The following is a 22,066-nucleotide window of genomic DNA, read 5'->3' on the forward strand; positions in this document are numbered from 1 at the left end:
TGCTAAGCCGCCAGGAGCAACCCGTTGTAGGAGCCACTCGCACGCGGACCGATCGCACGCCTCGACTCCAGCCGGCCGGGGCGGACGAGATCGTCGGCAACCTGATGAATGAGCCCGCTGAGCGAGGTGCCGAGCGCACCCGCCATCGCCGCCACCATCTCGCTGGACGGCTCCTTGAGACCCCGCTCGACTTCCGAGAGATACTGCGGCGAAACCCCAGCCCGCCCAGCGGTTTCCGCCAGCGTCTCCCGCTGCTCCTGCCGCAGCGCACGCAAGCGCTGCCCCAGAGCCTCCCGCCAGAGCAATTCACGAACCACCCGAGGCCCGCGCGGAACCGGCGCCAACGGCCGCCGTTCACCGGCCTGCGACGGCACCTCCGCCTCGGTCCCTCGCGGCTGGTGATCACGTCCACCGGGAATCGCGCGCAACCGCCGCGTCTCGGTCCGCGGCGTCTCAACGCTCGGATGCTCGCTCATACGAGGAGCGTACGACCGGACCCCCGCACTACGCCCGCTCCTCTGCTCTGGGCGAACACGGCGCACTACCCCAGCGCTTCGACGACGGAGGTGAACATCGTCGTCTTGATGGCTCGGATCGTGTCGGGGTTCTTGCCGATCAGCGGGGTGAGGCGTTCGACGGCGCGGTCCAGGACCCGGTCCTCGGCGGCGGTCTCGTCGACGAGACCGGCGGCGAGTGCCTGTTCGCCGCCGAAGCGGTGGGCGGTGGTCATCGCGGTGATCGCGGACTGCGGGGTGAGTTTGGCTTGGATCAGCGCGGCCATGCCCGGGGTGAACGGGATGTTGATGTCGGCCTCTGGGAAGCAGTAGTAGCCGCGGTCCGCGCGCATGACCCGGTAGTCGTGCGCGATCGCCAGCATCGCCCCGGCGCCGAAGCTGTGGCCGTTGACCGCCGCCACGGTCGGCATCGGGAAGGTCAGCACCCGGGCGAACAGGGCGTGCACGCGACCGACGTACCAGCTGGAGCGATCACCGTTGGCCGCCAGGAAATCCAGATCCAGGCCGTTGGAGTAGAACTTTCCCGCGCCGACGGTCACCAGACCCTGCGCGTTGGCCTCGACCTCGTCCAGGTGCGCCTCGAGACTGTCGAGCCAACCCGGGGAGAACCGGTTTTCGTCCTCACCGAGATGCAGCACGGCGATCTTGTCGCGGTAGGACAGCTGTGTGGTCATGGGTGGTACCTGCTTTCTTCGTGTGGGCTCGGCCGCGTACGCGATGGTGCGTTCGTCGGCAGTGAGCGTCGACCAAACGGGAGGTCGTTGCGGCCGTAGCGGCCGCTCCAGGTGAGTCGGTTGGCGTGGTTGGCGAGTTGTACTGTTTAGTTGGCTTGATTTCCAGGGGGAACCAGGCCGGGGCTGGGTGCGTCAGAAATTGGTGTAAGGGATTCCCTTGCTTACACAACCAATTTGGGGGTTAGAGATGCGTAAGATTCTGGCCAGGTTCACGGCTGTAGTTGTCTTCGCGGCGATGGCGACGGTCATCGCTGCCGGGCAGGCTTCGGCGGTCAGCTCAGGGCAGTGCGCGGATGGGGGCGGGGTAGTGATCTACGAGATGGATGGAACCCGAACGTGTATCGGCGGGTTCTACTCGGGCCTTGAAGTTCTTTTCTGACGGGAGTAGCAGCATGACGGAAAACAACGAAACTCAAACGACCCTCACCGGCGCGGCTCCGGCCCTGATCCGGGCTCTACGTGAGGCCGCGTTGGCCGCCGAACAGCATGGTCGTGACTGGTTCGGCGTAGAGGATGTTTTGACCGCCCTGCTCGATGACAACAAGTCGGTGCTCGGGCATTACGCGGAGCAGCGCGGCTTGGTTGAGCAACTCGATGTGATCCGCGAGTTGGCCCGGTCGATCGTGCCCGGCTCCGCCGTAGGTGGAGGCACACCGAGTGGGCCGGTCGGCGTCCAGTTCACGATTACGGGCCCTGATGCTGCCGAGTTGGAGGCAAGCATCCGAGCCTGACCGGCTGCGGACCGGTGCGGACCGCCCGGGTGCCATCGGCACCCGGGGTCGCCTGTTTGGTGCGTTGGGGTGTGCAATCATGCGCCTTTCGTAGTACTTCGGGTCCATGTGGCTAACTGCGCGTGTGCGGTTCGGGAGGAGTGAGGGTCAGGACGGCGCGCACCGCCGCGGCAAGGCGTTCGCGCACAGCGGTTTCCGGCGCGCGGCGCCCGCGCAGCAGTAACGCGGTGGGCAGTTCCACCACGCAGTCGCGGATGACGGCGACCGATTCGCGGTCGGCGCGATTCCACAGCTCGCGCGAGAGCCGCAGGAACAGCGCGGTGAGTGCCTGGTCGAGAGCGTTCAGCTCGTCGGCCATTTCGAGCGGAAGATCGCTCGCGCCGAGCAATTCCGCGCGGTCCACCGTCATCAGGAATCGCCCGGAAATCGGATGCAGGACAGAATATTCCGCGGGTGCGTCGGCCGCGGCCACAACGGCCTCGACCGCACTCTGCGGCCCCGCGGCCAAGGCGTTGTCCACGGCATCGCGCTGCAACGCCAGGAACCGCCGTGCCGCCCGCAGCCAAACCTGCCCCATCAGCCCCGCCCGAGACCCGAACGCGTGATAGATCGCCCCGTTGGACACCGAAGTGGCCTGCGAAAGCGCCCGCACGGTCACCGCGGCCGACCCGAATTCCACCGCCATCTGCTCAGCGGTGTCCATCAACTTATCCAGGTCATGGGTGCGTGGACGGGGCATGACAGGAGAATAACAGAGCAAGTGCTCCATAATTAAGTCGACCGCCGATCGGTATGGTTCGCGATCGAGACCAGGGAGGGATTTCGATGAGGCAACTCGGACCAGGCCGTCCGGTCGACGGCGGCGCGGCGATCGGGGCGGCGGTGCTGGCGGGCTGCATCGGACTGTGGTGCGCGGCGATCGCTTACGACGACGCGACGAGGGATTACCCGGAACTTCAAGGTGGGGAAATCTTTCCGTCGGCCCCGTTTTTCGTGGTCGCGGCGATCGCTTGGCTGCTCGGCTCGGGACTGTTGTTCGGGCGCACCGCGATCGGCCGGGTACTTGTCATCATCGATGCCGTTTTCGGGTTGATGTACTTCGCCGTCAAAGGTCTTGCGGAGGAGAGCGTCTGGGGGCTCGCGCCGGCGGTGCTGCCGCTGCTCGCACTGGTTCTGGCGGCCTCGAAACCGACCGAACGCTGGATCGCGGCGAAACCGCGCCGCGCCACAGAATCGCCCTGAGCCAAAACATGTCCAGGACGTGTCATCGGGCCGAAGATCAAGGTTCCAGCCGGGGCGAAAGCGAGGCAGACGTGTATGACATTCGGCGTCTCATCCTGTTGCGGGACCTGGCCGAACACACCACGATGACGGCGGTGTCGGAGTTGCACGGCATCACGACTTCGGCGGTGTCGCAGCAGTTGCGGATCCTCGAGGAGGAGGTCGGGACGGTGCTGACCCGGCGGGAGGGCCGCGTGCTGCGGCTGACTCCGGCGGGGCGGGTGCTGGTCGATCACACCTCCCGGGTGCTTGCGGCACTGGAGGAGGCCGAGAGTGCGGTGGCCGCGACCGCCGAGCAGATCAGTGGTGTGCTGACGCTGGCGACTTTCCGGACCGCGCAGGTGGGTTTGGCGCTGCCGGTGGTGGTGCAGTTGCGTGAGGCGTATCCGCGGCTGCGGGTGCGGGTGGTGGACCTGATGCCGGTCGATTCGGTGCCCGCGGTGCGCCAGCAGGAGGTGGACCTGGCGATCACCTATTCCTATTCGTTCCGCACCCGCGATCTGCCGCTGGGTATGGCCTCGGAGTTCCTGTTCAGTGATCCGCTGGTGCTGCTGGCCCCGGATGGGATCCGCGACCGCGTGCTGCAGCAGGGGCTGGCGGCGGTCCGCGACGCGGATTGGATCACCGCGCGCGATGGCGCCCCGTCGATCGCGTCGGTGCTCTATGCCTGCCGCGAATCGGGTTTCGCGCCGCGTATCGAGCATCGCAGCGGCAGTTTCGAGGCGATGGCGGAGATGGTGGAGTACGGGCTCGGCGTGACGATCGTGCCGCAGATGTCGGTGGCGCCCGAGCATCACCGGCTCATCGCCTGCCCGGTCAACGGCGGCAGCCGGCAGATCGGGGTGACCTACCGGCGGGCCTCCCTGGAGCGTCCGGCGGTGGCCGCGGCCATCAACGCGCTGCGCGCGGTGGCGCAGCCGCTGCAGTTGGTGTCCTGACCGCCGCGCCGGGCGATCAGGACACCACCGCGACTCTCAGGCGCTGCGGCGCAGCGCCGGATCGGCCAGCGCGTCCGGGGTCTTGCCGCTGTCGCGCTCGTGGAAAAGCGTTCCGGGCGGAACGATCTCATCGATGCGGTCCAGAATGTCGGCGCTGAGCACGACCTCGGCGGCCGCCAGGTAGGCGGTCAGGTGCTCCTCGGTGCGCGGCCCGATGATCGCGGCCGTGACGTCGGGATGCGCCAGCACGAATCCGATCGACAGGTCGATGAGCGAGAGCCCGGACTCCGCCGCCAGCACCGAGAGCGCTTCGGCGGCGGCGAGTTTGGCGGCGTTGGCGGTCGCGGCGATATCGAAGCGACCCGGAATGAGGTCGGCCCGATACGATTCCGGCTGCTCGGCGCCGATCCGGTACTTGCCCGAGAGCCAACCGGCCGCCAGCGGACCGAAGGTCAGGACACCCAGTCCGTGCTCCCGCGCGATGGGCAGGGTCTCGCGTTCGATCCCCCGGACCAGCGGCGAGTACGGAACCTGTTCGGTGGCCGGGCGATTCAGTTTGCGGCGGTCGGCCACCCACTGCGCTTCGATCAGTTCGCCGGGCGAGAAGACCGAGGTGCCGTAGTAACGGATCTTGCCCGAGCGCACCAGATCGTCGAGTGCACCGATGGTTTCGTCGATCGCGGTCACGGTTTCGGGGCGATGCACCTGATACAGGTCGAGGTGGTCGACCTCGAGCCGCCGCAGCGAATCCTCCACCGCCCGCACGATCCAGCGCCGCGAGTTGCCGCGGTGGGTCAGGTCGTCGTCCACCGCGCCGTGGAACTTGCTGGCAAGGATGACCTGGTCCCGCCGCCCGCGCAGCGCCTTGCCGACGATGATCTCCGACTCGCCCCGCGAGTAGGTGTCGGCGGTGTCGATGGTGTTGATCCCGGCGTCCAACGCGCGGTGGATGAGGGCGATCGAACCCTCGTGGGTGGTCTTGCTCCGCGCCCCGAAGTTCATGGCGCCCAGCACGAAGGGACTGATTCGCACGCCGGTGCGGCCCAGGGTGCGCAGATCGGAAAGGCTCATCGGACGGCTCCTGACAGGATGCGGCGGCGGGTGCGGGAATCGGTGAGCGAGGGCGGCAGATAACCCTCGTCGGCGGGGCTGAGGGTCACCCCGGGCGCGACGATCTCGTCGATGCGGTCCAGGACATCGGCGCTGAGCCGCACCCGCACCGCGTCGAGCTGGGTTTCGAGCTGATCGAGGGTGCGCGGCCCGATGAGCACACTGCTCACCGCCGGATGCTGCAAGACGAACGCCAGCGACAGCTGGACCAGGGTGAGCCCGGCCTCGTCGGCGAGTTTCGCCAGTTCCTCGGCGGCGGCGCGCTTGCGCTGATTGGCGGCCAGCGCCGGATCGTGCCGATGCGGCTGCCGGGTCAGGCGGCTCGACTCGGCGGCGTCCTCGCCCGGCCGGTAGCGGCCCGAGAGCCACCCGCCGGCGAGCGGGCTCCAGGTCAGCACGCCCAGCCCGTATTTCTGCGCGATCGGCAGGGTGGCGCGTTCGGCACCGCGCGCGAGGATCGAGTACGGCGGCTGTTCGGTCACCGGCGGTTGCAGATTGCGGTCCTCGGCTACCCACTGCGCGGTGACCAGCTGATGCGGTTCGAAGGTCGTCGTCCCGTAGTAACGGATCTTGCCCGCCGCGACCAGATCGTGCAGCGCGCGCAGCGTTTCCTCCAGCGGCACTTCGGGATCGGGCCGGTGCACCTGGTAGAGATCGAGGTAGTCGGTGCCCAGGCGGCGCAGGCTGTCCTCGACCGCGCGCACGATCCAGCGGCGCGAGTTGCCGCGACTGTTCGGATCCGTGCCGATCTGACCGTGGAACTTGCTGGCCAGGAATACTTCTTCGCGCCGGCCGGCCAGTGCCCGGCCGACGATCGTCTCGTTCTCGCCCTGGGAGTACACGTCGGCGGTGTCGACGACGGTGATGCCGGCGTCCAGGGCGCGGTGCACGATGCGCACGGCGTCGTCGTGGTCGCGATTGGCCCACGCCCCGAAGTTCATGGCGCCCAACGAGAGCGGGCTGACCAGCACGCCGGTCTTGCCGAGATAGCGCAGTGTCATGGTGGAATTCACTTTCTGCCGGAGTCCGGCGTTGCCCGGGCGATGGCCGCCCGGCCCAGTCCCGTGATGACGAGATCGCTTTGCGGGGAATGGATCCGGCCGACCATGGCGTCGCGGTGGTGGCGTTCGAGCGGGTGCCGCCGATCCAGTCCCGGATTGCCGGTGAGGTCCAGCGCGGATTCGGTGACCCGGATGGCGGTCGAGGTGGCCACGTGCTTGGCCAGGCCGGGCAGCGGCGTGTCCTCGTCGACGGCCAGTTCGGCCACCGCCTGCCGCAGCAGGGCGCGGCTGGTGAGGATCGCGGCCTCCAGCTCACCGACCCGATCGTGGAAGCGCGGCACGGTGGCCAGGGACGCGCCGAGCGCGGTCGGCACCCGGGTGTGCAGGTAGGTGGTCAACCAGTCCCGGGCCGCGATGGCGACGCCGTTGTAGTTGGCGGCCAGCAGCAGGGGCAGCGCCTGGCGGCGGGCCCGCGGCCCGGGGGTGCCCGGCTCGCGCAGTTCGAGCAGCCGCGCGTGCGGCACCACGGTGCCGTCGAAAACCACCGATTGGGTGTCGGAAGCGCGCAGCCCCAGATGGTTCCAGGTCGGCTCCACCCGCCAGCCGGTCGCCGTGCGGTCGAGCAGGAACGTCGCGATCCGGGGCTCCGGTTCGGCGGTGCGGGCGGTGACGGTGAACCAGGTGAGCCCGGAAACACCGGTGGCGTAGGCCTTCTCGCCGTCGATGCGCCAGTCACCGGACGGCAGCCGGGTGGCCGTGGTGGCCGGAATGCCGCCGCGCGCCAAGCTGCCGAGCTCTCGTTCCACCGCGAATCCGTTGAACAGCGCGCCGTCGGCCGCGGCCGAGCGCAGCACCGCTTCCTTGAGCTCCGCGGGCCACGGACAGTCCTCGCGAATCAGGCTCAGATGATTGGTGAAGTTCCATTGCAGGATCAGCCCGACCGAGGGATCGGCCGCGCCGATCCGCTCGATCACCTCGACGGCTTCGGCCAGTCCCGCTCCCCTGCCGCCGAATTCGACGGGGACGGTCAGTCCCGGCACGCCGGCTTCGCGCAGCGCGGCGAACGAATCGGCCGGGAAGACCGCCGCACGGTCGTAGCGCTCGGCATTGCCCGCGACCACCGCGAGCGCGGCGGCGAAGGCGTCTTCCGCCAATCCGGTGACGGGAGTGGTTCTTTCGGCTACCGCGGTCATAGGCGGCTCACCGTCCTTTCGTAGTTGCGGTCAGGCCCGGACCAGTTGCGGCGCCAGGGTGTCGACCCCGGGCACCGCCGCGAGCAGCTCACGGGTGTAGTCGGTGCGCGGGGCGGCGAAAACCTCGGCGACCGTTCCGGTTTCGACGACCCGGCCCGCGCGCAGCACGGTCACGTCGTCGGCGATGAGCCGGACGACGCCGAGGTCATGGGTGATGAACAGATAGGTGAGGCCTTGCTCGTGCTGCAAATCGACCAGCAATTGCAGGATCTGGGCCTGCACCGACACGTCCAGGGCCGAGACCGCCTCGTCGAGCACCAGAACGCGCGGGTCGGCCGCCAGCGCGCGGGCGATGGCCACCCGCTGGCGCTGCCCGCCCGACAGCTCGGCGGGCTTGCGGTCCAGGAACTTTCGATCCAGGGCCACCGCGTCGAGCAATTCGCGCACCCGATCCGTGCGCTCCCGCCCGCTGGCCAGACCGAGCGCCACCAGCGGTTCGGCGATGATCTGCCGCACGTCGAAGCGGGGATTCAGAGACGAGTACGGGTTCTGGTGCACGAATTGGATAAGAGTGCGCACCGGCCGCAACTGCCGCCGGGACAGGCCGTTGATCGACCGGCCGTCCACTTCGACCGCCCCGGAGTCCGCGGTCGCGAATCCGACCGCGATCCGGGCCACCGTGGACTTGCCCGCCCCCGACTCCCCGACCAGCGCGTGCGTGGAACCCGCGGTGACCGCGAGGGACACCTCGTCGACCGCGCGCACCCCGCCGAAGGACTTGCTCAGCTCGTGCAGGCGCAGGATGACCCCGCGCGACTCCGGCTTCCGGACCAGCACTTCCGGCGCCGGACGCGAGGGCGCGAGCCGGGTTCCGTGCGCGGACGGAGCCGCGGCGATCAGCCGGCGGGTGTACTCCTCGCGCGGTGCGGCCAGCAGCCCGGCCGTCGGGCCCTGTTCCACGATCCGCCCGTGCTGCATGACGATCAGCCGATCCGACCGCTCGGCCGCCACCCCCAGGTCATGGGTGATGAGCAGCACGCCGAGGCCCAGGGTGGCGCGCAACTCGGCGAGCCGGTCCAGGATGACCTTCTGCACGGTGACATCCAGCGCCGAGGTCGGCTCGTCGGCGACCAGCAGCGCCGGCTCGCTGGCCAGCGCGATGGCGATGAGCACCCGCTGTTTCATGCCGCCGGACAGCTCGTGCGGATACCGCCGCGCGATCCGTTCCGGATCACCCAGCCCGGCCTGTTCGAGTTTGGCCAGCACCACCGCGCGTCCGGTCTCGGCGTCGACCCGGCGATGCAGGCGCACCGCCTCCAAGATCTGCGCGCCGACCCGTTTGACGGGATTGAGCGAGGTGCCGGGATCCTGCGGGACGAAGCCGACGAACGGACCCCGCACCCGCGACAGCTTGCGGTCGCTCCAGCCGGTGGTGTCCTGACCGGCCAGTTCCAGCGCCTGGGCCCGCACCCGCGCTTCGGGTGGGAGCAGGTGCAGGGCGGCGTGCACGGTGGTGCTCTTGCCCGATCCGGACTCGCCGACCACGGAAACGAATTCGCCCGCGTGCACCTCCAGGGACACCCCGGCTACGGCGGGCGCGGCGCTGCCCCGGTAGCGCACGGTCAGATCGTCGACGCGGAGTAGTGGTTGTTCGCTCATCAGGACCCTCCCAGCGATCGTCCGATGCGGTTGGTGGACAACACGACCACGGCGATGAGAACGCCGGGCAGGATGGAGATCCACGGGTAGGTGGCCAGGAAGTCCCGGCCCTCGGCCACGGCCAGACCCCATTCGGGTTCCGGCGGCGGAGCCCCGTAGCCCAGGAAGCCCAGCGCCGCGACGGCCAGCACCGCCGAGCCGCATTCCAGGGCGGCCAGCGCCAGGACCGCGGCGACGGAGTTGGGCAGCACATGCCGCCACACCACCCGGCCGAATCCGGCACCGGATCCGTAGGCCGCCTCCACGAAATCACTGCCCGCGATCTTGAGCACCTCGGCGCGCATCACCCGCGCGAACGCGGCGACCGCCGAAATACCAACCGCGACCGCGATATTCAGGGTGCCGTAGCCGAGGGCGGTGACCACGGTCATGGCCAGCAGCAGGCTCGGAATGGCCAGCAGCACATCGACGAACCGCATCACCACCGCGTCGACGCGGCCGCCGGTGAACCCGCTGAACAAGCCGATCGCCGCCCCGATCACGAAGCCCAGTGCCACCGCGAGCAAGGTGGCGCTGACCGTGGTCGAGGTGCCGTGGATGGTGCGCGACAACAGGTCCCGGCCCAGCCGGTCGGTGCCGAACAGGTGCTCCAGGCTCGGCCCGCGGAAGCTGGCGTCGGAATCGCCCTCGTTCGGGTCGTAGCCGGTGAACCAGGACGGCAGCAGCGCCCACAGCACCACCACCGCGAGCACGGCCCACGAGATGGCCAATCCCACCGGCACCCGGCGCAGCGCGGTCATGCCGCGCTCCGCACCAGCAGCCGCGACCGCAGCCGGGGATCGAGCAGCGGATAGATCAGGTCGACCGCGAAGTTGACGGTCACGAAGACCAGCGCGGCGAACACCACCACCGCCTGCACCACCGGGACGTCCTGGGTGCGCACCGCGGTCTCGGTGAGCCGGCCCAGGCCCGCCCGGGAGAAGATCGTCTCGACGATCACCGCACCCGCGAGCAACTGGCCCAGGGTCACCCCGGCGATGGTCAGCGCCGGCAGACCCGCGTTCTTCAGCACGTCGCGCACGAGCACCTGGAATCGCGTGGCGCCCTTGGCCACCGACACCGTGACATACCCGGCGCGGAGTCCGAGATCGAGATTCTTGATGAGCAGCTGCGCGATCGGCGCCGACACCGGGATGGCCAGGGTGACCGCCGGCAGGACCAGCGCCGCGACGCCGTCGTTGCCGATCGGCGGGAACCAGCCGAGCTGGAACGAGAATACTTGCAGCACAGCGAGTCCCACCAGGAACACCGGAACCGACACACCGGCCGCCGGCACCGTGGCCAGTAGATCGGCCAGCCACCGGCTCCGGGTGTAGGCCGCCCACAGCGCCACCGCGAACGCCAGGACCACGGCCAGCGCCAGGGCGACGCCGGCCAGTAGCGCCGTCTGCGGCAGCACCGACAGGACGAGCGGCCAGACCTGCTCCCCGGTACGGGTGGAGATGCCGAAATCACCGTGCGCGGCGCCGAGCAGGCGGCTCAGGTACTGGCCCGCCAGGTTGTGGTCCAGCCCGTAGTACGCACGCGCGTTGTCCTTGTCCGCCGCGGTGATCATGTCGCCGTCGGAGGGGTTGAACAGCAGATCCACCGTGTCGTAGGGCAGCACGTAGAGCAGCAGGAAGGTCACCGTGTAGGCGCCCCACACCACGAACACCGCCTGCCCCGCCTTGGCGAGCACATATCGGGTCATCGCCCTACTTCGCCTCGATCCAGGTGTCGTAGAAGACGTTTCGCGACTGCGCCTCGTAGCCCACGTTGTGCACGCGGGGGTTGGCCGCGGTCACCTGCGCCGGGTTGTAGACCGGGACGGTGAGGATCTGCTCCTCGAGCAGGAAGCGCTGCGCGGCCTCCGCGGCCTTGGCTCGCGGCCCGGCCTCGAGGGTCGTGCTCACCGCGCTCAGGGTGTCGATCGCCTGCTGGTAGGCCGGGTTGGCGGGAGCCAGTTTGGACATATTGGTGTACTGCGGCGAGTAGACCTGTTCCAGCACCGCGATATCGGCGCGACTCTGGTTGGCCACCTGGATGTTCCAGCGCTGCTGCTGAGTCGCGGCCGCGGTGTAGTCCGGGATCGGCAGCACGTTCAGCTTCACCTCGATCCCGATCTTGCGCAGGTCCTGCTGGATCAGCTCGTAGGCGGGCTTGTTGTTGACCAGGTTGTTGATGCCGAGCAGGGCGAGTTCGAGCCGGCGGCCTTGTCGATCGACCCGGATGCCGTCGGAGCCCTTGGTCCAGCCCCCGGCGTCCAGCAGTTGTTCGGCGCGCTTCTGGTCCTGTTTGAGGCCGGCGGAGAAGTCGACCCAGCCGGGCACCCGCTTGGACACCACCGAGGTCGAGACCGTGTAGCTCGGGGTGAGCACGGTCTTGGCCAGTGCGTCGCGGTTCCAGCCGAGCTTGATCGCCTCGCGCACCGCCCGGTCGTCGGTCGGGAACAGGTCGGTCTTGAGGTCCAGCGAGATGTCGCGACCCGGAATGAGCTGCGGCACCAGCCGATAGCCCTCCGCTTTCAGCGGAGCCTCGTCGGTGTTGTTCACGTCCAGGATGGCGTCCACGGTGCCCGCGCGCAGCGCGCCGGTCCGGACGCCCGCCTCGGGAATGACAGAGATCTCGACGGTGTCCAGGAAGGCTTCACCCTGATGCTTGCGGCTCTGCGGCGCCCAGTTGTAGCCCGGCCGCTTCTTCAGCACGGTCTTCTGCTGGTAGACGTGTTCGGCCACCGTGAACGGCCCCGTGGCCACGATATTGCGGGCCAGCGCGCGCTGTTCCTTGGGCAGTTGCAGGGTGGAGTGCCCGACGATGCCGGAGAAGTACAGCGAAAGCGCCTGCGGGAAACCGGCATTGGGCCGATCGGACCGCACCTTGACCGTCAGCGGGTCGACCACCGTGGTGTCGAGGTAACCGACCCAGTAGGCGGTGACCGGCACGATGCCCAGCGCCTTGTCGCCGCGTCCGAGCAGGTCGAAATTCTCCTTGACCGAGTCGGCGGTGAACTTGCTGCCGTCGCTGAAGGTGACGTCGTCGCGCAAATGGAAGGTGAACTCGCGCAGCCCCGGAGCGATATCCCACGACTTCGCAAGCCAGGGCTCGATCGCGCCGGTCTCCGGATTCTGATAGGTCAATTTGTCGGCGATATTGCTGGTGATCAACGATTCCGGATAGGAGCTGCCCGAATGCGGATCGAGATTCGCCGGAGCGTCCAGCACCGCGAATCGCAGGGTGCCGCCGGGCACCGGCGTACCACCGTCGTCACCGCCGGCGACCTTGTTCCCGGATGCCGCGCATCCGGTCAATACCGCAGCGACGAGTGCAGTGGCCACGGCGAGCGTGCTCGCCTTCGCGAATTTGCCTGAGGGCATGTGAGAGAACTCCTCGAAGTAATCGAATCTGTCCGCAAGTGTGCATAGCGGCCCCGGCCGGAACAACCAAGCTGATCTTTCGAATTCGTTCAGTTTTCGTAAAAGATGCGGGCCCGCCGAGGCGAAATACGTTCGGAAACAACTGGAATCGCCGCGAATTTATTTGCGCTGCGACCGTTCTGCCCAGATCAGGCCGCATGGGCGGCGATTCCGACGGCCGGACGCGGCGATCGGGCTCGAAATTCGGGCCGATAATCCGGATATCGATATGCCGAACGAAAGGTGCGGGAATGACGGCGGGTAATACGGCAATCGACCCGGCCGCAGCCGTCACCGCGGCGGATACGCATCCGTTCGTGCTCCGCGTGCGGGACTATGCCGAATCCGTGCTGCGGCCCGCGGCGCTGGACACCGACCGGGCCGGGGTCACCCCGGAGCGGATCGCGGAACTCGCCGGGCTCGGGCTGCTCAATCACACCGCGCCCGCGGAATTCGGCGGGGCGGGCATTGACCGCAATACCGATCGGCGCCTGCACGAGATCATCGCCGGGGCCTGCTTCAACACCTGGCTGGTCTGGGCCCAGCACGCGCCCATGGCGGGCCGGATCGCCGAGACACCCGCACCGCGGGCTCCGCTGGCCGATCGCGTGCTGCGCGGCGAACTGCTGCTCGGGGCCGGGGTCAGCGATGTGCGCCGCTACCCCGAGCACTACCTGCGGGCGCGGAAATCAGCGGGCGGCTGGACTTTCGACGGCACCCTCTCCTGGGTCAGCGGCTGGGGCCTGCACGGCGCGCTGACCGTCGCCGCGGTGGATCCGGCGACCGAGACGGTCGTGACCGCGCTGCTCCCGGTCGGCGACCGGATCACCAGCGCGGGACCGCTGCCGCTCAGCGCGGTCACCGGTAGTCGGACCGCGCGGGTGCGGATCGATCAGGTCTTCGTCCCGGACGCGCACGTACTCACCGCGCACTCCCTCGAACACAGCCGGCACCTCGATCTCGGGGTGGCCAGTGACGCCCGCGGACACCACTTCGGTTTGGCCGAGGCGGTACTGCGCGAACTGGAACAGAGCGAGTTCGGCCGGGAGGTGGCCGAGGTCTGGCGTCCGCGGGTCGCCGAGATCCGTTCGGCCGCCTACACACTCGCTGATCAGGCGGCCAGGCTCGGCGGTGGCGATCACCGGATCGCCGAACGCCTGAGCACCAAGGTCGCCAGCGGCGAAGCGCTGTCCACACTCACCCGAGCGCTGCTGATCGCCCGGGCCGGGCGCGGGCTCGGCACCGACGACACCGCCCAATTACACGCGCGCTCCGCGCTTTTCGTCCTGGTCCAAGGACAGACCACCGATGTTCGCCGGGCCCAGCTGGCCCGGCTCGCCCGCTGATCCACCCCCGAACGACGAATAGGAACCACCCTCGATGAGTCTCGAATTCCTTTGGTACATCCCGAATCAGGTCACCCCGGGGCATCGCGGCGAGCCCGTCACCACGGCACACAACAGTCTCGATACCCTCACCACGCACGCGCTGGCACTGGAGAAGCACGGCTGGAAGGGCGCACTGCTCGGCACCGGCTGGGGCCGCCCGGACACCTTCACCACCGCCACCGCGCTCGCCGCGCGCACCACCACTTTCGAACCGCTCATCGCCGTCCGCCCCGGCTATTGGCGGCCCGCGAACTTCGCCTCGGCCGCCGCCACCCTCGACCATCTGACCGGCGGCCGGGTACGGGTGAATATCGTCTCCGGCAAGGACGATCTGGCCGCCTACGGCGACAGCGACGGTGAGCAGGCCGACCGGTACGCGCGCACCCGGGAATTCCTGCAACTGGTCCGCAAGCTGTGGACGCAGGAGCGCGTCACCTACCGGGGCGAGCACTTCCAGGTCACCGACTCCACCGTGCAACCGCGCGTCGTGGCCCGCGCCGGGCGCCCGCATCCCAAGCTCTACTTCGGCGGAGCGTCCGAGGCGGCCGAGCGGGTCGCCGCCGCCGAGGCCGACGTCCAGCTGTTCTGGGGCGAGCCACTCGAAGGGGTGCGCGAGCGCATCGAACGCCTGAAGGCGCTCAGCGCCGAGCTCGGCCGGGAACACGCACCGCTCGAATTCGGGCTGCGTATTACCACTTTCGTGCGGGACACCACCGAACAGGCCTGGGCCGAGGCCGAGGCGAAGGTGGCCGAGATGGCCGCGCAGCAGGGCGAGGCCGGGCAGAACCCGCACCGGCGCACCGCCGTCGGGCAGCAGCGCCTGCTCGATCTGGCCGCACGCGGCGAGGTGCTCGACGACAACCTCTACACCACTCCGGGCCGGTACGGCGGTGGCGGCGCGGCCACCACCTGGCTGGTCGGCTCCCCCGCCGACGTCGCGAACTCTCTGCGCAAGTATCGCGATCTCGGTGTCACCCATTTCGTGCTGTCCGACACCCCGTACCTGCGGGAAATCGAGCGCCAGGGCGATCGGCTGCTGCCGCTGCTCGCCGAATGAGCATCCGCACCACCACTGACACAGCACTCCGGCAGGACCGCGGCCCGCTTCGGCTGGTCGCGGTCTTCGCTGTCACCCAGACCGTCAGTTACGGCGCGATGATCCAGGCGTTCACCGTCCTGCTGCTGCCGATGTCCGACGCCCTGGGCGCCTCGCGCACCGCGATCGCCGCCGCCGCCACGATTTCCACGCTCGTGGGCGCGGTCGCGGCGGTCCCGGTCGGGCGATTGCTGGACCGCTACGGTGGCCGGACGCTGATGGCCGCCGGTTCGGGAGTCGGCGTCGTCGCGGTGCTGCTCTGGTCGCAGGCGCAGAACCTGGCGCAGCTGTATCTGGCATTCACCCTGATCGGCGGCGCGCTGGCCATGTCCACCTACGAGGTGGCGTTCGCGGTGCTGGTGGTCGCCGCCGAACCGCACCATCGCGACCGCGCGATCATCGCGGTCACCATGATCTGCGGGCTCGCGACCAGCTTCTACTACTTCCTCGTCGGCCACCTCGACGCCCGATTCGGCTGGCGGACAACACTTGTACTGCTGGCGGCGGAACTGGCGGTGATCGCGATACCCGCGCACCTGTGGGCGGTGCCGAGCCGAGCCGCGCATCTGGGCCGCATCGCCGAGTCACCCGTCGTAGCCGGGGGCAGCACGCTGCGCGATCACCGATTCTGGTTGCTGGTCCTGGCTTTCGTCGCGCAGTCCGCCGCCACCTCGGCGTTCCTGACGATGATGGTCACCTACTTCCGCGACGCCGGATTCGTCGCCACCACCGCGGCCACGCTGCCCATCGTCATCGGTGTGGCGCAGATCGGCTCACGGCTCGCGCTGGCCCCGCTGGCCCGGCGCTACGGGATGACCGGGGTCACCGCGGTGTCCTTCGCCTGCCAGGGCCTCGGCCTGCTGGGGCTCCCGCTGGCGGGCACCTCCCTACCTCTGACCCTGGTGTGCGTCACAGCCTTCGGGCTCGGCTACGGCACCAGCGTGGTGGCCCGCCCGTCGATCGTCGCCGACTCCTTCGGCGTGGCCCGCTTCGCCGGCATCGCCGCGCTGATGACCGTGCCGATCGCCCTCTCCCGCGCCGGTGCGCCGCTGGCCGCCGCCTGGCTGCGGGACTGGCGCTTTCTGGTGATCATGGGCGCGGCCGCGCTGCTCGCCGCGCTGGCACTGGTGCCGCTGGCCCGCTTCCGCCGGGCGCTGCTGCCCGATGCGGCCGCGCTGCCCACCACCACACCGTCGGTTCCGCAGCGATAGGCCGATAGACGCACCTGCCCGGCCCGCATGGCATGCGGGCCGGGCAGTGTGGGGTTCGGATCAGGCGGAGGCGGCGGTCGGGAGTTCCTGCCCGGGGAAGGGCAGGCCGAAGCGCTCGCGCAGGGTCGGGGCGGTGTATTCGCGTTGAAAAAGGCCGCGCTCCTGCAGGATCGGCACCACCAGGGTGGTGAAGGCCGGTAGGTCGACGGCGGTTTCGGCGGGCATGATCGTGAATCCGTCGGCGGCCCCGGCGGCGTACCAGGCGGCCAGGTCGTCGGCGATCTGCTCGGCGGAGCCGACCAGCAGCCGATGGCCGGAACCGCCCGCGCCGCCCTGGATCAGCTCGCGCGGGGTGCGCGGGCTTTCGGCGATCAGCGCGCGGGTGGAGACGGCGAACCCGGCCGAGAACGCGCCCGTGGGAACGACATCCGGGAGATCCGCGGCGTTGATCGGGTCGTCGGGGCCGACGCTACCGGGTGGCAGGCCGAGATCGTTGAGCAGGTTGGCGGTCAACCGCTCGATCGGCAAGTTCGCGTACAACTCTCGCTCACGGCGCCGCGCCTCGGCCGCCGTGACGCCGACCAGCACCACGACGCCGAGGGAGATCTTCACCGAGTCGGGATGACGACCCGATGCGGCGGCGCGGCGGCGGATATCCTCACGGAACGCGACCGCCTTGGCCTGGGTCTGCGCGACCGTGAACACCACGTCGGCGAAGTCGCCGGCGAGCTTCAATCCGCCCTCGGACCCACCGGCCTGCACCACGACCGGACGGCCCTGCGGCCCCGAGGGCACCGGCAACGGCCCTGCGACGGAGAAGAATTCACCCACGTGGTCGATCCGGTGGATCTTTCCGGTGTCGGCGTAGCGGCCGCGTTCCTTGTCGGCGATCAGCCAGTCCGGCTCCCAGCTGTCCCACAGCCGGGTGACGACATCGAGGAATTCCCAGGCCCGCCGGTAGCGGGTGGTCTTGTCCGGATGCTCGTCCAGGCCGAAATTGGCTGCGGCGGCCGGGGTTCCGGTGGTGACGATGTTGACCGCGGCGCGCCCCTTGGTCACGTGGTCCAGCGCCTGGAAGCGGCGGGCCAGGTTGTAGGGCGAGTTGTAGGTGGTCGACGCGGTGATCACCACACCGAGACGTTCGGTCACCGCCGCCAGGTTGCCCAGCAGCACCAGCGGGTCGATGCCGGTGCCGGGCGCCTCCTCGATCTCCCCGCGCAGGGCGGGCCCGTCACCGAGGAAGACCGCGTCGATCTTGGCGGCCTCGGCGATCCGCGCCAGCCGCTGGAAGTAGTCGATATCCAGGTAGGCCAGCGGGTCGGCGTGTTCGGCCCGCCAGGCGTGCCGGAAGTGCCCCGGCGTCATCAGGGACAGGTTCAGGTGGAATCCAGGCATGAGCAGTCTCTCGTGAAGCGGAAGACCCGAGGGTCAGGAGGAGGCCGGGGTCCAGCCCAGCGCCGGAGCCAGCTCCCGAGCGCTCGCGGCCAGCAGGCGCACGTGCTCGTCGGGTTCCGGCACGCCCGGCACGAAACTCAGGAGCAGATCGGTGATGCCGGCCAAGGACGGGTCGGCGGCCAGTTCGTCCGCCAGTTCCGGCGCGGGACCGACCAGCGCGTGATCGGCGTCGAGATAATCCGCGACGCTGAGCCGGTCGATACCGCGGTCGGCCGGCGCCCAGCTCTGCCAGCGCCGCACCCCGGGCTCGACCAGGGTCAGAGCGGCGTCGCGATCCGGGTGCGGATACACCGCCCGGGAGGCCTGGACGCGGGGTGCGGCATCGGTCCGCGTCCAGGCCTCCCGGTACGACGCGATCCAGGCGGCCTGATTCTGTTGCGCCGCAGCGATACTCCCGTCTCGCCAGCTGGTGGCGCGGGACAACTGCAAACCGTCGCCCGCCCGGGCCGCCGCCACGGCCGCCTCGTGCGCGCGTCCCGGCTCGCCGGTGGTCGCCTGCCAGAGGCGCTGCCGCACACCGGCTCCGGGCGGGTGCAGCACCTCGCCCAGACTGTTGAGCGCCCCACCGTCGAGCACCTCGTGCAGCCGGGCGACCGCCGCGTCGTATTCGTCGTGCTTGCGGTTCAGGTCCTTGCCGAAGGCTTCCCAGGCACCGGGGAACGGCCCGGAGCCGACCCCCAGTTCCAAGCGGCCACCGCTGATCTCGTCCAGGGTGGCGGCGTCCTCGGCCACCCGCAGCGGATCCTCCAGCGGCAGCACCAGCACCCCGGTGCCGAGCCGGATCCGGGAGGTGTGCGCGGCGACGGCGGCCAGCACCACCAGCGGGGACGAGACATGTTCGCGCCCCTGCCGGAAGTGCCGCTGGATCACCCAGCCCGAGTCGTAGCCGAGCTCCTCCGCCGCCTGGAACAGGTCGATCGCCTCCCGGTAGGCGTCGGCCGGCGGAATATCGCGATCGAGGTGGAGCAGGAAGCCCAGCCGGAAGTTCCGGCCGTCCTCGACGCCCGCGCCGAGGGTGCTGCGATGGACCGCTGTCATGGTGTCCTCCAGAGGATCTAGCCGGAACTCAGAGCCGGAGTCCGGTGCCGTGCACGCCGTGCTCGTCGATCAGCGCCAGTTCGGCGTCGGTGAGCGCGGGGAAGGTCAGGGCGGCGATGTTGTGGTCGAGCTGTGCGGTCGAACTCGCGCCGATCAGCGCCGAGGTGACCTCGGATCGCCGCAGCACCCACTGCAGGGCCAGCTGTGCCAGCGACTGCCCGCGCGCCTCGGCCAGCTTGTTGAGTTCGGCGGTGCGCGCGCGGTAGGTCTCGTCGATGACGTCGGGTGACAGGAAGGTGCTGTTCACCGCCCGCGCACCGGCCGGGATCGTCTCCAGGTACTTGTCGGTCAGCAGGCCCTGGGCCAGCGGCGAGTACACGATCACGCCGAAGCCGTCCTGATCGGCGGTCTCCAGGAGCCCGTTGCGCTCGGGGCGGCGATCGTAGATGGAGTAGCGGGCCTGGTGGATGAGCAGCGGCACACCGGCCGCGCGCAGCCGCTCCGCGGTCTCGTGGGTGCGATCCGGCAGATAGTTCGAGATGCCGATGTAGAGCGCCTTGCCCTGCTCCACGGCGCTCACCAGCGCGCTGACCGTCTCCTCGAGCGGAGTCTCCGGATCGGGGACGTGGTGGTAGAAGATGTCGACGTAGTCGGTGCCCAGATCGCGCAGGCTGTGCTCGAGCGAGGTCAGCAGCGATTTGCGCGAGCCGCCGCGCTGGTACGGGCTGGGCCCGATGGCGTTGCCCGCCTTGGTCGACAGGATCAGCTCGTCGCGGTACGGCGCCAGGTCCTTGGCCAGCACCCGGCCGAAGTTCTGCTGGGCGGCGCGATGCGGCGGACCGTAGCGGTCGGCGTTGTCGAAGTGGGTGATGCCGAGATCGAAGGCGTGCAGGATGATCTCGCGCTGGGTGGCGAAGGCGTAGTCTGTGCCGAACTTCTGCCACAGGCCGAAGGAGAAGGCGGGCAGGTCCAGGCCCGACTTGCCGGTGCGCCGGTAGGGCAGTTGCTCGTAGCGGTTCTCGGCGGCCGCGTAGGTCAGTTCGTGGGGACCGTAGTTCATCGGTGGGGTTCTCTTCTCTTCTTCGGTGTCGAAATCTCGGATGGTCAGAACAGGCCGGTGGTGGGCGGGTCTTCGCCGGTCAGGTGATACGCGCCCGCGACCGCCTGTTTCCATTGCCGCGGATTGTGATTGGCCGCGGTGCGCGCGTTGCGCCAGTGCCGGTCGAAGCCGTGCGCGCGGTCGGTGATGGAGCCGCCGCCGACGTCGAACAGTAATTCCGCTGCGCGCAAGGCGGATTCGATGGCGATGACGCCCGCTTGCGCCACGTGCACGGCGGCGGCCGCGCCGGCGGTGCGCGCGCGCTCGCCGGTCAGGCCGCGGTTTTCGTGGAGTTGTTCGGCCGCCAGCAGGACTACCGCACGCGCGGCCTGCGCCCTGGCCGCGATCTCGCCGATCGTCTCGCGCACGTAGGGATCGGCCACGCTCGCGGTCGCGGAGCTGTGCTTGATGGGCCGGGCCTTCTCGCGTGCGTAGCGCACCGCGTCGTCGAACGCCCGGGCCGCGATACCCGCCTGCACGGCGGCCAGATACAGCTGCGCGAACGAGCCCGCCCACGGATTGCCGGGCACGCTCTCGATCAACCCGGCCGTGGTGACCTCCGCGGCCGCCACCCGGACCTCGGTGAAACGGGTAGTGCCACTGGCGGTCAGGCGCTGACCGACCGCGTCGAAGTCGTCCAGCAGTTGCACTCCGGCGCGATCCACCGGCACGGTGAACCGCAGCAGGGTGCCGTCCTCGGTCACCGCCTGGGTGGAGAACCAGCTCGCGTACAGCCCGCCGGTCGAGTAGTACTTCTCGCCGTTGACAATCCAGTCCTCCCCGTCGGCGCGCGCGGTGGCATAGGTCTGCCCGCTCGCTCCCCCGGTCCGCTCGTTGGCGGTGCCCGCGAACAGATCCCGGTTCCGCAGCCGGGCCAGCACCAGATCCCGCTGCGGCAGATCCGGGCGATTCACGGCCTGATGCGCGATGAGAAAAGTGCTCCGCAAGGCCTGCGCCACACTGGAATCCGCCCGCGCGACCTCGATGACCAGATCGACGACGTCGCGCACCGTGCCGCCCGCACCGCCTTCCTCGACGGCAATGCCGGCCAGCGCGATCCCGGCCTCGGCCAGCTCCCGGACATCGGCGACCGCGTAGTCGCGCACGGCCTCGCGCTCGTTCGCGGTCGCGGCCAGTCGATCCAATGCCGGTCGGAGCGCGTCCCGGATCCCGGCGACCGTCAGACCGACGGCCGCTCGACCGTTGTGCACGGCGGTCATCGCGCCGCTCCCACAAATGTTCGCAGTCCCAGCCCCTCGCGCAGGGTCGGCCCGGCCGGCCGGGAAGCCAGCAGGGGCACCAGCGCGTGGATGGTCGCCACGATCTCGTCCGGGTTGCCGGTCGGCGCGAGCGTCAGACCATTCAGGGCGTCGGCGGTGACCCAGGCAGACAGGTCGTCCGCCACCGCGCGGGCCTCGACAGCAGCCAGCGGGGCGACCGAGACCACGCCGAGCAACGCGATATCCGCCCGTTCGCGGTCGGTGGTCGCCAGCGCGGCGACCAACGCGGTGTTCGCCTCGGCGGACCGATCTCGTTCCACGACAACCACATCCGCGCTGCCCGCGACGACGTCCCACCCCAGCTCACCCGGATCGGCGACGGCCAGCACCGGACGCCCCTGCACCGAGGACGGGCCGTCGAGCGGGCCCGCAACACGGTAGTACCGGCCTTCGTAGTCGATCGCCGAGATCAGCGCCGGATCCACCACCCGGGCGCGTTCCTGGTCGGCGATCAGGGCCTCCCGGGGGAAGGACTCCCAGAGCCGGGTGAGAACGGTGGCGTACTCCGCCCAGCGCCGCACCGGATCGGTGGCCGCCGGGTCGGGCGCGGTGGCCCGGCTCACCTCGTCGCCGGAACCGGTCCGCAGTACCACGCCCGAGCGGCCGCCGGTGGCGCGGTCGAAGGACAGGATGCGCCGGGCCGCGTTGTAGGGCGCGTTGCCCGTGGTCGGCAGATCCACCAGATAGCCGATGCCGTCGGCGATTCCGGCCAGGTAGGACGCGACGACGCTCGGATCGAGCGCCGCCCGCTCACCCGCCGCGTCACGGACCCGCACCCCGGCCGCGCCTGCCTCCCGGGCGGCCGTCGCGATCGCCACCGCGGCCCCCAGATCGCGCACCGCGATATCGATCAGAATCGGAAAACCCATTGTCCTGCCTCTTCTT

The 22,066-nt window shown here is 69.6% G+C and carries 21 protein-coding genes; 6 read left to right on the forward strand and 15 right to left on the reverse strand.

The annotated features are described in order from the left end of the window. Positions 1–2 precede the first annotated feature (2 nt). On the reverse strand, positions 3–476 hold the full coding sequence (locus AB0H76_RS20030; RefSeq protein WP_357325707.1) for a helix-turn-helix transcriptional regulator: 474 nt from the start codon (positions 474–476) through the stop codon (positions 3–5). A 65-nt stretch (positions 477–541) separates the two neighbouring features. Then, positions 542–1,189 carry an enoyl-CoA hydratase/isomerase family protein gene (locus tag AB0H76_RS20035; RefSeq protein ID WP_357325710.1) on the reverse strand — a complete coding sequence of 216 codons (648 nt, stop codon included), beginning with the start codon at positions 1,187–1,189 and terminating at the stop codon, positions 542–544. A gap of 452 nt (positions 1,190–1,641) precedes the next feature. On the opposite strand from AB0H76_RS20035, the gene AB0H76_RS20040 reads away from it, so the two are divergent. Continuing rightward, complete coding sequence (locus AB0H76_RS20040; RefSeq protein WP_357325712.1) at positions 1,642–1,980, forward strand: hypothetical protein; 339 nt, start codon at positions 1,642–1,644, stop codon at positions 1,978–1,980. Between the two features lie 112 nt (positions 1,981–2,092). On the opposite strand, the gene AB0H76_RS20045 is transcribed toward AB0H76_RS20040, so the two are convergent. Beyond that, positions 2,093–2,719, reverse strand: a complete 627-nt coding sequence (locus tag AB0H76_RS20045; protein ID WP_357325714.1) for a helix-turn-helix domain-containing protein — start codon at positions 2,717–2,719, stop codon at positions 2,093–2,095. 53 nt (positions 2,720–2,772) lie between these two features. Here AB0H76_RS20045 and AB0H76_RS20050 point away from each other — a divergent pair, with 53 nt between their 5' ends. Together AB0H76_RS20050 and AB0H76_RS20055 are read left to right on the forward strand one after the other, a co-directional pair. Beyond that, on the forward strand, positions 2,773–3,222 hold the full coding sequence (locus tag AB0H76_RS20050; protein WP_357325717.1) for a hypothetical protein: 450 nt from the start codon (positions 2,773–2,775) through the stop codon (positions 3,220–3,222). A 71-nt stretch (positions 3,223–3,293) separates the two neighbouring features. Beyond that, positions 3,294–4,199 carry a LysR substrate-binding domain-containing protein gene (locus AB0H76_RS20055; protein ID WP_357325720.1) on the forward strand — a complete coding sequence of 302 codons (906 nt, stop codon included), beginning with the start codon at positions 3,294–3,296 and terminating at the stop codon, positions 4,197–4,199. Between the two features lie 36 nt (positions 4,200–4,235). Here the strand turns inward: AB0H76_RS20055 and AB0H76_RS20060 are convergent, their stop codons facing one another. Genes AB0H76_RS20060 through AB0H76_RS20090 form a run of 7 tightly spaced genes read right to left on the reverse strand, consistent with a single transcriptional unit; the run spans position 4,236 to position 12,575 of the window. Then, complete coding sequence (locus AB0H76_RS20060; RefSeq protein ID WP_357325723.1) at positions 4,236–5,270, reverse strand: aldo/keto reductase; 1,035 nt, start codon at positions 5,268–5,270, stop codon at positions 4,236–4,238. After that, positions 5,267–6,310 (reverse strand): aldo/keto reductase, encoded by a 1,044-nt coding sequence (locus AB0H76_RS20065; RefSeq protein WP_357325726.1) that lies wholly within the window; start codon positions 6,308–6,310, stop codon positions 5,267–5,269. Before AB0H76_RS20065 ends, AB0H76_RS20060 begins: the two co-directional genes overlap by 4 nt. Before the next feature lie 8 nt (positions 6,311–6,318). Beyond that, positions 6,319–7,503 carry an acyl-CoA dehydrogenase family protein gene (locus tag AB0H76_RS20070; protein ID WP_357325729.1) on the reverse strand — a complete coding sequence of 395 codons (1,185 nt, stop codon included), beginning with the start codon at positions 7,501–7,503 and terminating at the stop codon, positions 6,319–6,321. Between the two features lie 30 nt (positions 7,504–7,533). Further along, a complete protein-coding gene (locus AB0H76_RS20075; protein WP_357325732.1) occupies positions 7,534–9,162 on the reverse strand; it encodes an ABC transporter ATP-binding protein in 1,629 nt (542 codons plus the stop codon). Continuing rightward, complete coding sequence (locus AB0H76_RS20080; protein ID WP_357325734.1) at positions 9,162–9,962, reverse strand: ABC transporter permease; 801 nt, start codon at positions 9,960–9,962, stop codon at positions 9,162–9,164. Before AB0H76_RS20080 ends, AB0H76_RS20075 begins: the two co-directional genes overlap by 1 nt. Next, complete coding sequence (locus AB0H76_RS20085; protein WP_357325737.1) at positions 9,959–10,912, reverse strand: ABC transporter permease; 954 nt, start codon at positions 10,910–10,912, stop codon at positions 9,959–9,961. Before AB0H76_RS20085 ends, AB0H76_RS20080 begins: the two co-directional genes overlap by 4 nt. Positions 10,913–10,916: 4 nt before the next feature. Then, on the reverse strand, positions 10,917–12,575 hold the full coding sequence (locus tag AB0H76_RS20090) for an ABC transporter substrate-binding protein (protein WP_357325740.1): 1,659 nt from the start codon (positions 12,573–12,575) through the stop codon (positions 10,917–10,919). A gap of 290 nt (positions 12,576–12,865) precedes the next feature. Here AB0H76_RS20090 and AB0H76_RS20095 point away from each other — a divergent pair, with 290 nt between their 5' ends. Genes AB0H76_RS20095 through AB0H76_RS20105 form a run of 3 tightly spaced genes read left to right on the forward strand, consistent with a single transcriptional unit; the run spans position 12,866 to position 16,309 of the window. After that, positions 12,866–13,960 (forward strand): acyl-CoA dehydrogenase family protein, encoded by a 1,095-nt coding sequence (locus AB0H76_RS20095; protein WP_357325743.1) that lies wholly within the window; start codon positions 12,866–12,868, stop codon positions 13,958–13,960. A gap of 34 nt (positions 13,961–13,994) precedes the next feature. Then, the gene (locus AB0H76_RS20100) at positions 13,995–15,059 is read left to right on the forward strand and encodes an LLM class flavin-dependent oxidoreductase (RefSeq protein ID WP_357325746.1); all 1,065 of its coding nucleotides are present in this window, start codon (positions 13,995–13,997) and stop codon (positions 15,057–15,059) included. After that, entirely contained in the window at positions 15,056–16,309 is a 1,254-nt protein-coding gene (locus AB0H76_RS20105) for an MFS transporter (protein WP_357325749.1), read from the forward strand. The genes AB0H76_RS20100 and AB0H76_RS20105 overlap by 4 nt, the downstream gene beginning before the upstream one ends. 60 nt (positions 16,310–16,369) lie before the next feature. On the opposite strand, the gene AB0H76_RS20110 is transcribed toward AB0H76_RS20105, so the two are convergent. From AB0H76_RS20110 to AB0H76_RS20130, 5 genes are read right to left on the reverse strand one after another with little or no spacing between them, the layout of a single operon-like run. Further along, the gene (locus AB0H76_RS20110) at positions 16,370–17,704 is read right to left on the reverse strand and encodes an NtaA/DmoA family FMN-dependent monooxygenase (RefSeq protein WP_357325751.1); all 1,335 of its coding nucleotides are present in this window, start codon (positions 17,702–17,704) and stop codon (positions 16,370–16,372) included. Positions 17,705–17,737: 33 nt separating this feature from the next. Beyond that, positions 17,738–18,802 (reverse strand): LLM class flavin-dependent oxidoreductase, encoded by a 1,065-nt coding sequence (locus tag AB0H76_RS20115; protein ID WP_357325754.1) that lies wholly within the window; start codon positions 18,800–18,802, stop codon positions 17,738–17,740. A 28-nt stretch (positions 18,803–18,830) separates the two neighbouring features. Continuing rightward, entirely contained in the window at positions 18,831–19,862 is a 1,032-nt protein-coding gene (locus AB0H76_RS20120; RefSeq protein ID WP_357325757.1) for an aldo/keto reductase, read from the reverse strand. Between the two features lie 44 nt (positions 19,863–19,906). After that, the gene (locus tag AB0H76_RS20125) at positions 19,907–21,121 is read right to left on the reverse strand and encodes an acyl-CoA dehydrogenase family protein (RefSeq protein WP_357325760.1); all 1,215 of its coding nucleotides are present in this window, start codon (positions 21,119–21,121) and stop codon (positions 19,907–19,909) included. Next, the gene (locus tag AB0H76_RS20130) at positions 21,118–22,050 is read right to left on the reverse strand and encodes an LLM class flavin-dependent oxidoreductase (RefSeq protein ID WP_357325762.1); all 933 of its coding nucleotides are present in this window, start codon (positions 22,048–22,050) and stop codon (positions 21,118–21,120) included. The genes AB0H76_RS20125 and AB0H76_RS20130 overlap by 4 nt, the downstream gene beginning before the upstream one ends. Positions 22,051–22,066 lie beyond the last annotated feature (16 nt).

The organism is Nocardia sp. NPDC050712 (genome assembly GCF_040654295.1).
Lineage (GTDB): Bacteria > Actinomycetota > Actinomycetes > Mycobacteriales > Mycobacteriaceae > Nocardia.

Bases quoted from the DNA above. Each gene is read 5' to 3' on its own strand.
- AB0H76_RS20080 (WP_357325734.1), bottom strand. From the start codon at position 9,962: ATGACCGCGCTGCGCCGGGTGCCGGTGGGATTGGCCATCTCGTGGGCC.
- AB0H76_RS20085 (WP_357325737.1), bottom strand. From the start codon at position 10,912: ATGACCCGATATGTGCTCGCCAAGGCGGGGCAGGCGGTGTTCGTGGTG.
- AB0H76_RS20100 (WP_357325746.1), top strand. From the start codon at position 13,995: ATGAGTCTCGAATTCCTTTGGTACATCCCGAATCAGGTCACCCCGGGG.
- AB0H76_RS20050 (WP_357325717.1), top strand. From the start codon at position 2,773: ATGGTTCGCGATCGAGACCAGGGAGGGATTTCGATGAGGCAACTCGGA.
- AB0H76_RS20120 (WP_357325757.1), bottom strand. From the start codon at position 19,862: ATGAACTACGGTCCCCACGAACTGACCTACGCGGCCGCCGAGAACCGC.
- AB0H76_RS20115 (WP_357325754.1), bottom strand. From the start codon at position 18,802: ATGACAGCGGTCCATCGCAGCACCCTCGGCGCGGGCGTCGAGGACGGC.
- AB0H76_RS20065 (WP_357325726.1), bottom strand. From the start codon at position 6,310: ATGACACTGCGCTATCTCGGCAAGACCGGCGTGCTGGTCAGCCCGCTC.
- AB0H76_RS20060 (WP_357325723.1), bottom strand. From the start codon at position 5,270: ATGAGCCTTTCCGATCTGCGCACCCTGGGCCGCACCGGCGTGCGAATC.
- AB0H76_RS20070 (WP_357325729.1), bottom strand. From the start codon at position 7,503: ATGACCGCGGTAGCCGAAAGAACCACTCCCGTCACCGGATTGGCGGAA.
- AB0H76_RS20045 (WP_357325714.1), bottom strand. From the start codon at position 2,719: ATGCCCCGTCCACGCACCCATGACCTGGATAAGTTGATGGACACCGCT.
- AB0H76_RS20090 (WP_357325740.1), bottom strand. From the start codon at position 12,575: ATGCCCTCAGGCAAATTCGCGAAGGCGAGCACGCTCGCCGTGGCCACT.
- AB0H76_RS20035 (WP_357325710.1), bottom strand. From the start codon at position 1,189: ATGACCACACAGCTGTCCTACCGCGACAAGATCGCCGTGCTGCATCTC.
- AB0H76_RS20030 (WP_357325707.1), bottom strand. From the start codon at position 476: ATGAGCGAGCATCCGAGCGTTGAGACGCCGCGGACCGAGACGCGGCGG.
- AB0H76_RS20130 (WP_357325762.1), bottom strand. From the start codon at position 22,050: ATGGGTTTTCCGATTCTGATCGATATCGCGGTGCGCGATCTGGGGGCC.
- AB0H76_RS20125 (WP_357325760.1), bottom strand. From the start codon at position 21,121: ATGACCGCCGTGCACAACGGTCGAGCGGCCGTCGGTCTGACGGTCGCC.
- AB0H76_RS20110 (WP_357325751.1), bottom strand. From the start codon at position 17,704: ATGCCTGGATTCCACCTGAACCTGTCCCTGATGACGCCGGGGCACTTC.
- AB0H76_RS20040 (WP_357325712.1), top strand. From the start codon at position 1,642: ATGACGGAAAACAACGAAACTCAAACGACCCTCACCGGCGCGGCTCCG.
- AB0H76_RS20095 (WP_357325743.1), top strand. From the start codon at position 12,866: ATGACGGCGGGTAATACGGCAATCGACCCGGCCGCAGCCGTCACCGCG.
- AB0H76_RS20105 (WP_357325749.1), top strand. From the start codon at position 15,056: ATGAGCATCCGCACCACCACTGACACAGCACTCCGGCAGGACCGCGGC.
- AB0H76_RS20075 (WP_357325732.1), bottom strand. From the start codon at position 9,162: ATGAGCGAACAACCACTACTCCGCGTCGACGATCTGACCGTGCGCTAC.